The sequence below is a fragment of the Paraburkholderia sp. 2C genome (assembly GCF_054589215.1).
In genome coordinates this window covers 35525-51558 of record NZ_BAAILL010000031.1, presented here as the reverse complement: position 1 = coordinate 51558, position 16034 = coordinate 35525, and the positions used below count along the sequence as shown (strand labels likewise).

Here is a 16034-nt window from a genome sequence, read left to right as displayed (position 1 = left end):
ACCTTGAATCCGATTGCACTCGACGCATGACCACGGACCGTCTCGCCAAGCTCTCATCGGATCGCCCGGGCGATGTGCCGCCTGGCGCGTCGGGTGGCGCGGGCGGTGCGGCTGGCCGGGGTGGTCCGGATGATGTCGGCGGCGCTGGGGGCGGCGGTGGGCAAGGTGGCGCGGCAACGCCGCCGCCGCCGAGGCGCCGTCGGCGCTTGTGGCGCGCGCTGCTGTGGGCGACGCTCATCCCGTCGCTGATCATCGCGCTGCTGGCCGGCGCGTTATATGGCGTCGTCGTCACGGAGCGCGGCACGGCTTACGCGTGGCAGGCCGCGGTGAAGCTGCTGGGCGGCCGGCTCGCGGGCACGCTCGAAGGCGGCACGCTGGCGACCGGTGTGCGCCTTGCCAACGTGCAGTGGCGCAGCCTCGACGGCAGCGGCACCGAGATTCGCGTCGACCGCGCCTCGGGCAAATGGGCGCTGTCGGACCGGCCGTGGAAGTTCACCGTCGACTATCTGCATGTCGGCACGATCGATGCGCGTATCGCGCCGTCGAACGAGCCGTCGAAGCCGCTTGCCTTGCCGGACGACCTGCAGCTGCCGATGCAGCTCGAAGTGCGCGATCTGAGCGTCGACAGGCTGCTGCTGCACGACGGCGCGTCGACGAACGAGTACGCCGGGCTGCTGTTTCATGGCCGCAGCGACGGGCGGCATCACGAGGCGGCGGTCGAGCGCCTCGATACGCCGTTCGGTGCGGTGACCGCGCGGGCGAAGCTCGATGGCGTGCGGCCGTTTCCGCTGACCGGCGAGGCGAGCTATGCGGGCAAGGTCAACGACGAAGCGGTGCAGGTTCAGGGGCATGTGTCGGGCACGCTCGAGACGCTCGTCGCCGAACTCGATGCGAGCGGGATGAAGCTCGACGGTCATGCGCGCGTCGAAGCGACGCCGTTCGCCGACGTGCCGTTGCAGCGCGCGACCTTGAGCTTCGATCACGCGAATCCGCAGGCGTTTTCGCCGGGCGCGCCAGCGGCGGATCTGGCGGTGCGCGCCGATTTGCGGCCGGCGGGGGAGCAGGCGCCTGATGCGGCCGCTGTGCGGGGCGGCCCGGGTGGGGTGGGTGCGGCGGCCGGGCCGGCTGGCGCGGGTGTGCGGGCGGCCAGCGATGCGTCTGCCGGTGCGATGGGCGCGGCGAGCGGTGTGCCAGCCGCGAGTGCGGCGAAGCCGGCCAGCAAGGCTGGCGGCGCGCGCCGGAAAGCGCAGGGCAAGGCGGCAAGCGACGCTACGGCACACGATGGCGCGCGCCCGGAGCCGGCGGCGAGCGCCGCCGCAACCGTCAGCGCCGCAGGCGCATCAACGGCGAGCGGCGCGATCACGGCGGCAAGCTCGACGCATGCAGCGAGCGCCGCGAGTGCTGCCAGTGCCGCCAGCGCCGCCGCGTCCGCCGCTCCCACCAACCCCGCGAGCCGCCCGCGCGGCTTCGCCGTCATCGGCTCGGTGTCGATCGTCAACGCAAAACCGGGCGCGATCGACGCGCATCTGCTGCCGCTGATCGACGCGCACGCCGACGTGCGGCTCGACGCGCAAGCGCAGCACATCTCGAACCTGAACGTGCGGCTCGTGAAAAACGCGACGGTGACGGGCGACGGGTCGCTGGCCGGCAAGCGCGGCCGCTTCGATCTGAAGGTCGCGAAACTCGATCTGAACGCGCTTGTCGCGAGCGTGCGGCCGACGCAGTTCGCCGGCCCGATCGCGATTCGTCTGAACGACGATATCCGCACCGTCCAGCTCGATCTGGCCGATCCGCAGGCGGCGCTGCGTGTGCAGGGCAAGGTCACGCTCGACCCCGCGCGCACGAGCTTCAACGACGTGCGGCTGACCTCGGGCAAAGGGCGCATCGATCTGTCCGGCGCGATTAAAAACGACGCGAGTTCGACATACAACCTGAAGGCGGCGCTGACCGACTTCGATCCGCTATCGCTGACATCGCTGATGACGCCAAAACCGGGGGCGACCGCGGCGGCGGCCAGAAAGACCGCAGCCGGCGCGAGGCGCGGCGCCGTGGACCTGGCGCGGCGCGGTCCGAAGCCCGCGGCAGCGCCGGCCGACGGTCCGGCGCGCGGCAGAGACGCGGCGGCCGCTCAACCTGCCGCTCCTGGCAGTGCTGCTACGGCCGCTCAACCTGCCGCGCCGGGCAGTGCCGCTACGGCCGCTCGACCTGCCCCGCCCGGCAGTGCCGCCATGGCCGCGCAAGCCGCCGCGCCGGGCAGTGCCGCTACGGCCGCTCATCCCGCCGCGCCGGGCAGTGCCGCCACGGCCGCGCAAGCCGCGGCGCCGGGCAGTGCCGCCATGTCCGCTCAAGCCGCCGACGCACGAGCCGCCAGTGCCGCCGCACCCGCGAGCGCTGCCGCAACCGCTCAGGCCCCTGCGCCCGCGAGCGCCGCCGTAGCCGTTCATGCCGCGGCGCCCGGCAAATCCGCCACACCGGCCCAAGCCGCCGCGCCCGCCAGACGCGACCCGGCCCGCAAAATCGAAGCCCGCATCAACGGCACGATCACCGCGACGGGCCTGCTCGCGCCGACCTTCACGACCAAGGCCGAATTCAAGCTCGGCGACAGCACGTACGACAACCTGCCGATGACGGGCGGCGGCACGATCCAGCTGGCCGGCTCGCGCATCCTGCCCAGCCACGCGAGCCTGTCGGTGGCCGGCAATCAGGTCGATCTGCAGGGCAGCTTCGGCGGACGCGGCGACCGGCTGCGCTTTCACGTCGATGCGCCGGAGCTCGATCGGCTCGGCTTCGGCGTCGCCGGCCTCGTCGCTGCCGACGGCGATCTCACGGGCACCTTCGCGCATCCGAACGTCACGCTCAACTACAAGGCCGACAGCGTCGTGTTCGGCGCGAATCGCCTCGGTCACGCGGAAGGCCATGCGGAGCTGCGCGACGGCGCGAACGGCGCGATGGTGTTCACGACCGACGCGCGCAATCTGAGCACCGCGGGCATCGAACTCAAGACGCTGACCGCGCGCCTGAACGGCACGCGCGCGAGCCACACCTTCGAAGCGGCCGCTGCCGGCTCGTTGCGCGACCGGCCGCTCGATCTGACGCTCGCGGCCAACGGGCGCCTCACCGACGCGCGCGACGGCACGCATTGGGACGGCACGGTCACGCGGCTGCAAAACCGCGGCACGCCCGCGCTGAACATGGAGTCGCCGCTGAGGGTCAGCACCGGCCCGCAGCGTCTCACGCTCGGCGCGACGCGCATCACGCTCGAAGGCGCGGTGCTCGATCTGAAGTCGCTCGCCTACGACCACGGGCGCGTGCGCTCGGCCGGCACGCTCACGGGCATCTCGGTCACGCGCCTGCAGCAGCTGCGCCAGGAGTTCACCGGCGCGGCGCCGTTGACGAAAACCGACCTCGTGTTCGACGGCGACTGGGATTTCGCGCTCGGCGACACCTCGAGCGGCCATATCCAGCTGAAGCGCCGCACCGGCGACGTGACGGTCGAGGTCGGACGCGGCCTCGCGTCGCTCGGCATCACCGATATCTCGACGCGCGCCGACTTCGCCGCCGGCAATCGCGTGAACCTGACCGCGCACGCACAGGCAAGCCGCCTCGGCGTGATCGATGCCGAGGCGCACACGGCGCTCGCGATGCGCGACGGCACGCTCACGCTCGACGAAAACGCGCCGTTGACGGGCAAGATCGACGCCAACGTGCCGTCGCTGAAAACGACCGGCGGCCTGCTCGGCCCGAGCTATCTGCTCGACGGCCATCTCGCGCTGCGTCTCGCGCTCGGCGGCACGGTGGCGAAGCCGAATCTGTCGGGCTCGCTGATCGGCGACGGCCTGTCCGCGACCGCGGTCGATCTCGGCGTGCAGTTGAAAAACGGCGTCGTGCGCATCGCGCTGTCGGAGAATCTCGTCGAGTTCCAGCAGGTCGAGTTTCACGGCGGGGACGGCACGCTGCGCGCGACCGGCCGCGTGCGGCTCGATAACGCCGAGCCGGATCTGACCGCGAGCATCGTCGCCGATCATCTCGAACTGTTCGCCTCGCCGGAACGGCAACTGACGCTATCGGGCAGCGCGAGCGTCGCGAATGCGGGCCAGCAGGGCGGGCTTGAGATCAACGGCAAGTTCAACGTCGAGCATGCGCTCTTCGATATGCCCGAGCAGGGCGCGCCGAGCCTTGGCGACGATGTCGTGATCGTGCGGCCGGACGGTTCGGTGATCGGCGGCAAAGCGCCCGAGGTCGGCAATTCGAACAGGCCGGTCGGCACGTTCGCGCCGCGCGCGAATATCGATATCAATCTCGGCAACGACTTCCGCTTCCGCGGCCAGGGCGCCGACGTCGGGCTGCGCGGCACGATTACGGCGCTGTCCGCGCCGAACATGCCGCTGCGCGCGATCGGCAACGTGCGCGTGACCGAAGGGTCGAGCTATACGGCGTTCGGCCGCAAGCTGACGATCGAGAACGGCTTCTTCACGTTCAACGGACCGGTGGCGAATCCGGGCATCAATATCCTTGCGATGCGCCGCAATCAGGAGGTCGAAGCGGGCGTGCAGGTAACGGGCACGATCCAGTCGCCGGTCGCGAAGCTCGTCTCCGAGCCGACCGTGCCGGACAACGAAAAGCTGTCGTGGCTGCTGTTCGGCCACGGCACCGATCAGGGCAACAACCTGGGCCAGCAGAGCACCATGACAACCGCGCTCGCGCTGCTCGGCAGCGCGAGCGGCAAGCGCATCGCGCAGACCTTCGGACTCGACGAGTTTTCGATCGGGCGAAGCGAGGTCGGCCTGACCGACCCGCAGGTCGTGATGGTGTCGAAGGCGATCAACGAGCGCTTTGTCGTCGGTTACGAGCAGGGCTTGCAGTCGGCGAGCAATGCGATCAAGGCGACGCTGAACCTCACGCGCTACTGGTCCGTGGCCGCGTATGGCGGCACGTTCCAGGGCATGGATCTGCTCTATACGCGGCGTTTTGACCGGTGGCCGTGGCGGTGATCGCGCGGATGTGGCCCGCAGCCTGTCGGGGCGGGCCTCGCGTGGGTGTTCACTTATGGGGAATTCAGATGACAGTATCGATTCAGACCGCGCTCGCGAGGTTTCCGCGCATTGCGCTCTTTACGGCACCCACGCCGATCCAGCGGCTCGAGCGTCTCGAGCATGGGCTCGGCGATGCCTGCCGGGGCATCAAGATCTTTGTCAAACGTGACGATCATATGGAGCTGGGCGGGGGCGGCGGCAACAAGCTGCGGAAGCTCGAATTCCATCTGGGCGCGGCGCAAGCCGAGGGCGCGGATACGCTCATCACCGTCGGCGGCGTGCAGTCGAATCACGCGCGGCTGACCGCGGCGGCCGCGGCGAAGCTCGGCCTCGCGTGCGAACTGATGCTGAGCCGCGCGGTGCCGCGCGCGGAGGATGGCTACGAAGACAACGGCAATGTGCTGCTCGACCATCTGTTCGGCGCGCACGTGAGCATCTCGGCAGCCGGCTCGGATCCGTTCGCGCTCGCGCAGCAGCGCGCGAAGGCGTTGCGCGCGGCGGGCCGCAAGGTGTATGTGATGCCTTCCGGCGGCTCGACCGCGCTGGGTGCGCTCGGCTATGTGCGCTGCGCGCTCGAAATCGTCGGGCAGGAGGAGGCGCTGGGCGAGTGTTTTCGCGAGGTCGTGGTCGCGAACGGCAGCGGCGGCACGCATGCGGGACTGGCGGCCGGCTTCACGATGCTCGATCGCGGCGCGGCGACGGTGCGTTCGTATTCGGTGCTGGCCGACCCGGAGCCGACCCGGCAAAAAACCTTGCAGCTCGCGCGCGACACGCTGCAGCTGCTCGGCGATTCCCGTTTGCCCGGCGAGGAAACGATCGACGTCGACGGAGCATTTCGCGGCCCCGGTTACGGGTTACCGACCGATCCGATGATCGAAGCCGTACGGCTGCTTGCCGCGCACGAAGGTTTGCTGCTCGACCCCGTGTATTCGGGCAAGGCTTTCGCGGGCTTGCTGGCGGCAATCCGGCAGGGACGTTACACGCCGGGAGACAGCGTGCTGTTCGTGATGACGGGCGGGACACCCGGGCTTTACGTGTATCAGTCGGTTTTCCGCCAGGCGGATTGATCACGTACAGCGGTGGCGCCCACCCGGCGCACCGCATGCGCGCCCCGTACGCATGCACGGGGCGCCGGTTGCTTCGTTACTTCACGCGCATACCCGGCTTTGCGCCGCTGTCGGGCTCGAGCACATAAATGCCGGGTTCGGCCTTCTCATCGGCGGCCGATGCCGCGAGCACCATCCCTTCGGAAAGGCCGAACTTCATCTTGCGCGGCGCGAGGTTCGCGACCATCACCGTGAGCTTGCCGACCAGCTGCTCCGGCTGGTACGCGGACTTGATGCCCGAAAACACGTTGCGCGTTTTTTCTTCGCCGACGTCGAGCGTGAGTTGCAGCAGCTTGTCCGAACCCTCGACGGCCTTGCAGTCGACGATCTTCGCGATGCGCAGATCGATCTTCGCGAAGTCGTCGATCGAGATGATCGACGATTCCGCTTCCTTGCCGTTCGCGTCCACGCCGTTCTGCGTGACCGTGGCGGCCCTGGCGGCTTTGCCCTGCGCCGGCGCAACAGCAGCGCGATTCGCGTCCGCCGGCGCGGGCGCCGACGTCGTCGCCTGCAGCGACGAGCGGTTCGCTTCGAGCAGCGCATCGATCTGCTTCGGATCGACGCGTGTCATCAGATGCTTGTACGCATTGATCGGGTGCGCCGACGACAGCGGCCGCTGCGCATCGGCCCACACGAGCGGTTCGATGCCGAGGAACGCTTCGGCCGCTTGCGCGACATCCGGCAGCACCGGCTTCAACGCAAGCGACAGCAAACGGAACGCCTCGATGCTGACGCTGCACGTCTCGTGCAAGGCGACTGCGTTGGCCGCGTCTTTCGCCTGATCCCAAGGCTTCGCGGTATCGACGTAGCCGTTCACCGCGTCGGCGAGTTCCATCGTCTGGCGCAGCGCGCGGCCGTAATCGCGCGCTTCGTAATGCGCGGCGATCTGCGGCAGCGCGGCGCGCAGCGTGCCAAGCAGCGGATGATGCATCGCGCTGTCCTGCACGCGGCCGTCGAAGCGCTTGAGCAGGAAGCCCGCCGCGCGGCTCGCGATATTCACGTACTTGCCGACGAGGTCGCTATTGACGCGCGCCTGGAAGTCTTCGAGGTTCAGGTCGATGTCTTCCATCGTGCCATTGAGCTTCGCCGCGAAGTAGTAGCGCAGCCACTCGGGGTTCATGCCCGCTTCGATATAGCTGTTCGCGGTAATGAACGTGCCGCGCGACTTCGACATCTTCGCGCCGTCGACGGTCAGAAAGCCGTGCGCGAAAACATTGGTCGGCGTGCGATGGCCCGAGAACTCGAGCATCGCGGGCCAGAACAGCGTATGGAAGTACAGAATGTCCTTGCCGATGAAGTGATACTGCTCGGTGCTCGAGCCCTGGCGGACCCACGCGTCGAAGTCGATGCCGCGCTTGTCGCACAGGTTCTTGAAGCTCGCGTAGTAACCGACCGGCGCATCGAGCCATACGTAAAAGTACTTGCCCGGCGCATCGGGAATCTCGAAGCCGAAATACGGCGCGTCGCGCGAGATGTCCCAGTCGGCGAGCCTGGCATCGCCGGCCGCGCCGAGCCATTCGCGCATCTTGTTGGTCGCTTCGGGCTGCGCGAGGCCGCCGACCCAGCCGCGCAGGAATTCCTCGCAGCGCGGGTCCGACAGGCGGAAGAAGTAGTGCGTCGACTTCTTGCGCACCGGCGTCGCGCCCGACACGACCGAATACGGATTGATCAGATCGGTCGGCGAATAGGTCGAGCCGCACACTTCGCAGCTGTCGCCGTACTGGTCCTTCGAGCCGCACTTCGGACACTCGCCTTTGATGAAGCGGTCGGGCAGGAACATCTCCTTGACCGGGTCGTACGCCTGCTCGATTTCGCGCGCATCGATGAGCCCCGCGTCGCGCAGCGCGAGATAGATCGATTCCGACAGCACGCGGTTTTCTTCGGAGTCGGTCGTGTAGTAGTGATCGAACGAAATGCCGAAGTTGTTGAAGTCGCGCGTGTGTTCGTTCCACACGCGCTCGATCAGCTGCTTCGGCGTGACGCCTTCCTGCTCGGCTTTCAGCATGATCGGCGTGCCGTGCGTATCGTCGGCGCCGACGTAGTAGACCTCATGCCCGTGCATGCGCAGCGCGCGGACCCAGATGTCCGTCTGGATGTATTCGACGAGGTGGCCGATATGGATCTGGCCGTTCGCATAGGGCAGCGCCGACGTGACGAGGATCTGGCGGCGGGCGGGCGGCGTACCGGCGGGCTTTAGCCCGGCGGCGAGGTCGGTGGCGTTGAGGTCCACGGCGTTGATATCGGTAGAGACTGACATACGGGGTGATATACGGGAATTGTCCGGCCTGCGGGGAGGTGGGGTTCTGCCGAGGGAAGACGGAACCAGCTTTGATTCAACCGATTTTACCAGCGTGTCCCTGAATGCAGGATCGTTGCGCGTTGCCGTCGGAAACGGTTGCTCGACAACGTGCGCGAGACCGCGTTATTCCACGCGTCATCGGTTTGTTCCCCCCGCCTGCGTTGGCGAGCGCACAGTGCGGCCCCATGCGCGATCTTACTGTTCGTATGCATTCCGCTTCTTATGCGATTCGCGCTTCCCATGCGGTCCGCCATAGTCAACCGAAGTCACCGATAAGCGAGCCGGCATCAACCGCGTTGATCCGGTCGCCACGTTACGCGCGCAGCGGGAGCGCCGCGTGACGCGAACGAAGGAGTTAAGAATGATGGCCAATGCGGCGCTCGATCACGAGCTGCTTGCGTCCGTCGACATGACGGACGTGGAGAACCTGTTCACGTCGATCAATCAGCAGGGGTTCGGCGTCCTGCACAATGTCGTGCCCGATTCGGTGCTCGCGCCGATGCGGGAATTCATCACCGCCGAGCTCGTCGAGCGCGGCGGCCAGTACTTCGGCCTGCGCGGTCAGGACTGGATCGCCGACAGCCCGCTCAACGCGATCTTCAGCGCGCGCGGCTTCCGGATGGTGCTCGAGGGTCTTTACCACCGTGCGATGCACGAAGACCCGCTCAGCAAGCGGATCCTGCCCGTGCTGCGCGTGCTGGCCGGCACGCACGGCCTGCGTCACGCGAACCTGTTCCACTACGACTCGTATGTGGTGACCGCACTGGTTCCCGTGCTGATTCCGAACCAGCCGAACGAACCGCGCGGCGACCTCGTGATGTACCCGAACATGCGGCATGTACGCGGCCCGGTCATGCTGAACATTCTCGAGAAGGCGATTATCGAAAGCCGGACCGCCTGCCGCTTCTGGCGCGCGCCGGCGGTGCAGCGCCGGCTCGGCGCGAAGCCGGTGCCGCTCGAACCGGGCAATATCTATTTCTTCTGGGGAATGCGCTCGCTGCATGCGAACGAGGCCTGCCTGCCGACCAGCATTCGCAGCACGGCGCTGTTCCACTACGGCGACCCGCACGAAAACAGCGTCCTGAAGCGGCTGAGCCAGGCGCGTGCACGCGCGAACCTCAGACGGCTCGCGAAATAGGTTCGCGATGCCGAAGGCTTTCATTCTCCCAAACGGGTTCTCGGCGTGTCCGTCCCGATAATTGGGCGGATGCGCAGAAAGAGGGAAGGCGGGGACCGGCCGGCTGATGCTGTGTCGCCGTCCGGCACACATGCGTGGGAGGCGTTCCGCCAGGCTTCGCCGAAGGGCCGCGCAGCGGCGCCGGCAAAGGCTTTCAGCGGTCCGGACGCACCAAAAAAAACCGGGGCTAATGGGCCCCGGAGCAACAACGACAAGAGGAGAATGGTGACGCGGCGGACGAACCGCACACGTACCGTTAATAAAGACAGCGGTCGAGCCCAAGAGTTCGAAAAATTTTCGTTCGCCTTAGACGAACCCTTCAGTCCCGCTTTTTCGGGCGGCGGAAAACCCCTGCAGCCAAGGCTTCCGGGCGATCCGGCCGAGTCGTCTTACCGATCTCCCGGCAACTTGCCCGCGCCGCCCGCTCCCGATCGTTACTGCGGCTAATGCGCTTATTGCGGTTATTGCGGACGCGCCTGACCCGGCTGCGCCGTTGCGCGCAGATAGATTTCGACGCGGCGGTTGGCCGCGCGGCCCGCCTCCGTGTTGTTGTCCGCGATCGGCTGGCTTGCACCCATGCCGGTCGCCGACAGACGCTGCGGCGCGACGCCTTGCGAGGCAAGGTAGCTGGTCACGCTTTCCGCGCGGTTCACCGATAGCGTCTGGTTGTAGGCCGCCTGACCCGTGCTGTCCGTATGGCCGACCACTTGCGCGATCACTTCCGGGTTCTGGTTCAGCGTTTGCGCAACCTGGGCGAGCACCGGCTGGAACGACGGCTTGATCGCGTAGCTGTTCGTATCGAACGTGACCGAGCTTGGGATGTTCAGCTTGAGCGAGCCGTCCGGCTGCTCGGTGATCTGCGTGCCCGTACCCTTCGTCGCACCGGAGAGCTTGTTATGGATCTTCTCCCAGTTGTAGCCCGTGATGCCGCCGACGGCCGCGCCGACACCGGCGCCGATGGCCGCGCCCTTGCCGCCGCCGAAGATCGCGCCAAGCGCGGCGCCCGTGCCCGCGCCGACGCCCGTGCCGACCGCCGTGTTGGTGCCTTGCTGCGTGGCGCAGCCGGTGACGAGCGCGCCCGCGATGGCGATTACGGAGAGGCGAGTCATGATTTTCGCATTCATTTTCAGGTCCTTTCTTTGAGTCAAACAAGCCGGCAACAAGAGACGGCTGGCATGCGGCGGCGGTGGCGGTCTTGTCGCGCCGGGCAAGAGCCCGGCCCGAAGCCGCATCGCGCCCACTCATGCGCGGACCGACAACCAAAAAGGGTCTTCCGGCATGTGCCGACACCAGCCACTACAATGACGATTGAAGCACCAGCGATTCGGCCCTCTTGCTGGTCGCGCGGCAAGCGTGCCTGCGCGACCGGTTTTACGCAATCCTGGATAACAATTTATTTCAATTCCGGCCGCTGGCGAAATTTCGATTCCGCCGCGCGCCCAGCGTTCCCACGGAGTCTCAATGAGTATCGATCGGGCCCAGGTGGATGCCGCTCTCGCGGCCATCACCGACCCCAACACGGGTCGGCCGTTCGCCGCCGCGAAGAGCTTTAAGAACATCAAGGTCGAGGGCGCCACGGTCAGCGTCGATGTGGTGCTCGGCTATCCGGCCAAACGGCAGTTCGACGCGATCCGCGCGCTTGTCGCCGGCGCGCTCGCCGCGGTGCCGGGCGTCGCCCAAACCGAGGTGCAGGTGTCGCAGGAGATCGCCGCGCATACCGTGCAGCGCGGCGTGAAGCTGCTGCCGAACGTGAAGAACATCGTCGCCGTCGCGTCGGGCAAGGGCGGCGTCGGCAAGAGCACGACCGCGGTCAATCTGGCGCTTGCGCTCGCCAGCGAAGGCGCGTCGGTCGGCATTCTCGATGCGGACATCTACGGCCCGTCGCTGCCGATGATGCTCGGCATCACGGGCCGCCCCGAGTCGCCCGACGGCCAGTCGATGCATCCGCTCACGGGCTACGGCATGCAGGCGAATTCAATCGGCTTTCTGATCGAGCAGGACAACCCGATGGTGTGGCGCGGCCCGATGGCCACCTCCGCGCTCGAACAGCTGCTGCGCCAGACGAACTGGCGCGAGCTCGATTACCTGATCGTCGACATGCCGCCGGGTACCGGCGACATCCAGCTGACGCTCTCGCAGCGCGTGCCGGTGACGGGCGCGGTGATCGTCACGACCCCGCAGGACATCGCGCTGCTCGACGCGAAGAAGGGCCTCAAGATGTTCGAGAAAGTGGGCATTCCGATTCTCGGCATCGTCGAAAACATGGCCGTGCATATCTGTTCGAACTGCGGTCACGAAGAGCATATCTTCGGCGCGGGCGGCGGCGAGCGCATGGGCAAGGAGTACGGTGTCGATGTGCTCGGCAGCCTGCCGCTCGATATCGCGATTCGCGAGCAGTCCGACTCCGGCAAGCCGCCCGTCGTCGCCGATCCGGAGGGCCGCGTCGCCGAAATCTATCGCAGCATCGCGCGCAAGGTCGCGATCCATATCGCCGAGCGGGCGCGCGACATGTCGTCGAAGTTCCCGACGATCGTCGTGCAGAACACCTGAGCCCGATCGGGCATGCAGGCCTTTCGCGTTCGTGCGCGGCACGCGTGTATCGCGAGCCGTGCGCGAGCGGTCCGGACGCCTCGTACGGCGTTTTGCAAGGCTGCTCGCGGTATCATGTGGTCTTCATCAGGTCTGGCAAGGCGGCCGCAGGGGTGGCCGGCGCTCGACAAGAGGATCGCATGAGAAAACGAATCGACGGCCGTGCGATGCAAGCCTTCATAGCGCTTATCGTCATGGCTGCCACTGGCGTGCTGCTCGCCGGCTGCACGTCCTTCCTGCAACCGCAGGAGAAGCGGGCGGTCGCGCAACTGCTGCCTACGCTCGGCAACCAGGCGCGCGGCACCGTCACGTTCATCGAGCGTTCGGACGGCGTGCAGGTCACCTACAACCTGATCGGCTTGCCGCCCGGCAGCGATCACGCCTTGCAGGTGCATGAGCGCGGCGATTGCAACGCCGCCGACGGCTCGAGCGCCGGCGCCGTCTTCTCGCCGGCCGCCGAGCGTCTGAAGAACGGCGCACGCGTCGAGGGCGACCTCGGCAACATCCACGCCGACAGCACCGGTGGCGCAACGGGCTTTATCGTCGCGCCGGACGTCTCGCTCGACGGCGTGCGCTCGGTGCTGCAGCGCTCGGTGCTGCTGCATCACGATCCGACCGACCCTTACGCGTATCCGCAGCGCGGCCCAGGCTCGGCGATCGCGTGCGGATTGATCCGCACGCAGTAAGCGCGGCGCCCCGCTCCCTTCGCGTAAAATAAGCGCCTTTCGTCCGACCGCGGCCGCCGGTCGAGGCCTGTCCGATCCCGCATCCGGCACCGGCAAGGCTTTCGAAAACCGGCCCGGCGCGGCGTTCATCCCCGGTTTTACCTCTGGTGAAACCCCCGGGTCTACCCGTTACCACCGTCACGTCAGCGTTCACCCTATGAGCATCAAGTCCGACAAGTGGATCCGGCGCATGGCCGCCGGGCACAAGATGATCGAGCCGTTCGAGCCGTCGCAGATCCGTACGTCCGAGGACGGCCGCAAGATCGTCAGCTACGGCACGTCGAGCTACGGCTACGATATCCGCTGCGCAGACGAATTCAAGATTTTCACGAACATCAATTCGACGATCGTCGATCCGAAGAACTTCGACGAGAAGTCGTTTGTCGATTTCAAGGGCGATGTCTGTATCATCCCGCCGAACTCGTTCGCGCTCGCGCGCACCGTCGAGTACTTCCGCATTCCGCGCAGCGTGCTGACCGTGTGTCTCGGCAAGTCGACGTATGCGCGCTGCGGCATCATCGTCAACGTGACGCCGTTCGAGCCGGAGTGGGAAGGGCACGTCACGCTCGAGTTCTCGAATACGACACCGTTGCCTGCGAAAATCTACGCGAACGAAGGGGTCGCGCAGGTGCTGTTTTTCGAGAGCGACGAAATTTGTGACGTGTCGTACGCGGATCGCGGCGGCAAATACCAAGGTCAGCACGGCGTGACGTTGCCGAAAACGTGACGCTCCCATCGCGCGCTGACTGACCGCAATACGGGGACCGCTGCTGACAACATGGACAGGCAGCGGTCGTTCTTTTTGGAGAATCGCCCCATGAAGTTTCGTTTTCCCGTCGTCATCATCGACGAAGATTTCCGCTCCGAGAACATCTCGGGTTCCGGCATCCGGGCGCTTGCCGAAGCGATCGAGAAAGAAGGCGCGGAAGTGCTCGGGCTGACGAGCTATGGCGATCTGACCTCGTTCGCGCAGCAGTCGAGCCGCGCCTCGTGCTTCATCCTGTCGATCGACGACGACGAGCTCTTGCCGTACGTCGAAAACACGACCGACAGCGACGCGCCCGAGCTCGCGCCGGCGATCGTCGACCTGCGCGCTTTTGTCGCCGCGGTGCGACGCCGCAACGCCGATATTCCGATCTTCCTGTACGGCGAGACGCGCACCTCGCGCCACCTGCCCAACGACATCCTGCGCGAGTTGCACGGCTTCATTCACATGTTCGAGGACACGCCGGAATTCGTTGCGCGGCACATCATTCGCGAAGCGAAGGTGTATCTCGATTCGCTCGCGCCGCCGTTCTTCAAGGAGCTCGTGCAGTATGCCGAAGAAGGTTCGTATTCGTGGCACTGCCCGGGTCACTCGGGCGGCGTCGCATTCCTGAAGAACCCGCTCGGCCAGATGTTCCACCAGTTCTTCGGCGAGAACATGCTGCGCGCGGACGTCTGCAATGCGGTCGACGAACTCGGCCAGCTGCTCGATCACACGGGCCCGGTCGCCGCATCGGAGCGCAACGCGGCGCGCATCTTCAGCGCCGACCATCTGTTTTTCGTGACCAACGGCACGTCGACGTCGAACAAGATCGTCTGGCATGCGACGGTCGCGCCGGGCGACATCGTGCTGGTCGACCGCAATTGCCACAAGTCGATCCTGCACGCGATCACCATGACGCACGCGATTCCGGTGTTTCTCACGCCGACGCGCAATCATTTCGGCATCATCGGGCCGATTCCGCGCGACGAGTTCAAGCCGGAAAACATTCGCAAGAAGATCGAGGCGAACCCGTTCGCACGCGAGGCGCTGGCGAAGAACCCGAACCTCAAGCCGCGCATTCTGACCATCACGCAAAGCACGTACGACGGCGTGATCTACAACGTCGAGATGATCAAGGACCTGTTGGGCGATCTGCTCGACACGCTGCATTTCGACGAAGCGTGGCTGCCGCACGCCGAGTTCCACGAGTTCTATCAGGACATGCACGCGATCGGCGCAGGCCGCCCGCGCACCGGCGCGCTCGTGTTCGCGACGCACTCCACGCACAAGCTGCTCGCGGGCATCTCGCAAGCGTCGCAGATTCTCGTGCAGGACTCGGAGAACAGCACGTTCGACCGCCATCGCTTCAACGAGGCGTACCTGATGCATACGTCGACGAGTCCGCAGTACGCGATCATTGCGTCGTGCGACGTGGCCGCGGCGATGATGGAGCCGCCGGGCGGCCCGGCGCTGGTCGAGGAATCGATTGCCGAGGCGCTCGACTTCCGCCGCGCGATGCGCAAGGTCGACGACGAATTCGGCGCCGACTGGTTTTTCAAGGTCTGGGGCCCGGACGAACTCGCCGAAGAGGGCATCGGCTCGCGCGAAGACTGGATGCTGCGCCCGAACGATCACTGGCACGGCTTCGGCGCGCTCGCCGACAACTTCAACATGCTCGATCCGATCAAGGCCACGATCATCACGCCGGGGCTCACGGTGGACGGCGAGTTCGGCGAAACCGGCATTCCGGCCGCGATCGTCACGAAGTATCTGGCCGAGCACGGCATCATTGTCGAGAAGACGGGGCTCTACTCGTTCTTCATCATGTTCACGATCGGCATCACGAAGGGTCGCTGGAACTCGATGGTCACCGAACTTCAGCAGTTCAAGGACGACTACGACAACAACCAGCCGCTGTGGCGCGTGCTGCCCGAATTCGTCGCGCAGCATCCGGCCTATGAGCGCATCGGCCTGCGCGATCTGTGCGAGCAGATTCACAGCGTCTACCGCGCGAACGACATCGCGCGCCTCACGACCGAGATGTACCTGTCGAACATGGAGCCCGCGATGAAGCCGTCCGACGCGTTCGCGAAGCTCGCGCACCGCGAGATCGACCGGGTGCCGATCGACGAACTCGAAGGCCGCGTCACGTCGATCCTGCTCACGCCGTATCCGCCGGGTATTCCGCTGCTGATCCCGGGCGAGCGTTTCAACCGGACGATCGTCAGCTATCTGCAGTTCGCGCGCGAATTCAACGAGCGCTTCCCGGGTTTCCACACCGATATCCACGGGCTGGTCGGCGAAGTGATCAACGGCCGCGTCGAGTACTTCGTCGATTGCGTGCGCAACTGACGGCG

The 16034-nt window shown here is 66.3% G+C and carries 9 protein-coding genes; 7 read left to right on the top strand and 2 right to left on the bottom strand.

Annotation, left to right across the window (positions count from 1 at the left end; genetic code table 11):
* The first annotated feature begins 26 nt into the window (after nt 1-26).
* Complete coding sequence (locus tag ACYPXD_RS07440) at nt 27-4991, top strand: translocation/assembly module TamB domain-containing protein (protein ID WP_459709228.1); 4965 nt, start codon at nt 27-29, stop codon at nt 4989-4991.
* A 68-nt stretch (nt 4992-5059) separates the two neighbouring features.
* Complete coding sequence (locus ACYPXD_RS07435; RefSeq protein WP_459709226.1) at nt 5060-6100, top strand: D-cysteine desulfhydrase family protein; 1041 nt, start codon at nt 5060-5062, stop codon at nt 6098-6100.
* Between the two features lie 76 nt (nt 6101-6176).
* On the opposite strand, the gene metG is transcribed toward ACYPXD_RS07435, so the two are convergent.
* Nucleotides 6177-8369, bottom strand: a complete 2193-nt coding sequence (gene metG / locus ACYPXD_RS07430; RefSeq protein ID WP_459709547.1) for a methionine--tRNA ligase — start codon at nt 8367-8369, stop codon at nt 6177-6179.
* A 430-nt stretch (nt 8370-8799) separates the two neighbouring features.
* Here metG and ACYPXD_RS07425 point away from each other — a divergent pair, with 430 nt between their 5' ends.
* Nucleotides 8800-9576 carry a hypothetical protein gene (locus ACYPXD_RS07425; RefSeq protein ID WP_459709224.1) on the top strand — a complete coding sequence of 259 codons (777 nt, stop codon included), beginning with the start codon at nt 8800-8802 and terminating at the stop codon, nt 9574-9576.
* A 500-nt stretch (nt 9577-10076) separates the two neighbouring features.
* On the opposite strand, the gene ACYPXD_RS07420 is transcribed toward ACYPXD_RS07425, so the two are convergent.
* On the bottom strand, nt 10077-10739 hold the full coding sequence (locus ACYPXD_RS07420; protein ID WP_075156555.1) for an OmpA family protein: 663 nt from the start codon (nt 10737-10739) through the stop codon (nt 10077-10079).
* Nucleotides 10740-11076: 337 nt separating this feature from the next.
* Between ACYPXD_RS07420 and apbC the strand changes: the two genes are divergently transcribed.
* The 4 genes from apbC (at nt 11077) to ACYPXD_RS07400 (ending at nt 16029) form a co-directional block, all read left to right on the top strand.
* Nucleotides 11077-12165 (top strand): iron-sulfur cluster carrier protein ApbC, encoded by a 1089-nt coding sequence (apbC, locus tag ACYPXD_RS07415; RefSeq protein WP_459709221.1) that lies wholly within the window; start codon nt 11077-11079, stop codon nt 12163-12165.
* Nucleotides 12166-12344: 179 nt separating this feature from the next.
* A complete protein-coding gene (locus tag ACYPXD_RS07410) occupies nt 12345-12890 on the top strand; it encodes a superoxide dismutase family protein (protein ID WP_459709219.1) in 546 nt (181 codons plus the stop codon).
* Between the two features lie 196 nt (nt 12891-13086).
* A complete protein-coding gene (gene dcd, locus ACYPXD_RS07405; protein ID WP_459709217.1) occupies nt 13087-13656 on the top strand; it encodes a dCTP deaminase in 570 nt (189 codons plus the stop codon).
* Between the two features lie 90 nt (nt 13657-13746).
* Complete coding sequence (locus ACYPXD_RS07400; protein WP_459709213.1) at nt 13747-16029, top strand: Orn/Lys/Arg family decarboxylase; 2283 nt, start codon at nt 13747-13749, stop codon at nt 16027-16029.
* Nucleotides 16030-16034 lie beyond the last annotated feature (5 nt).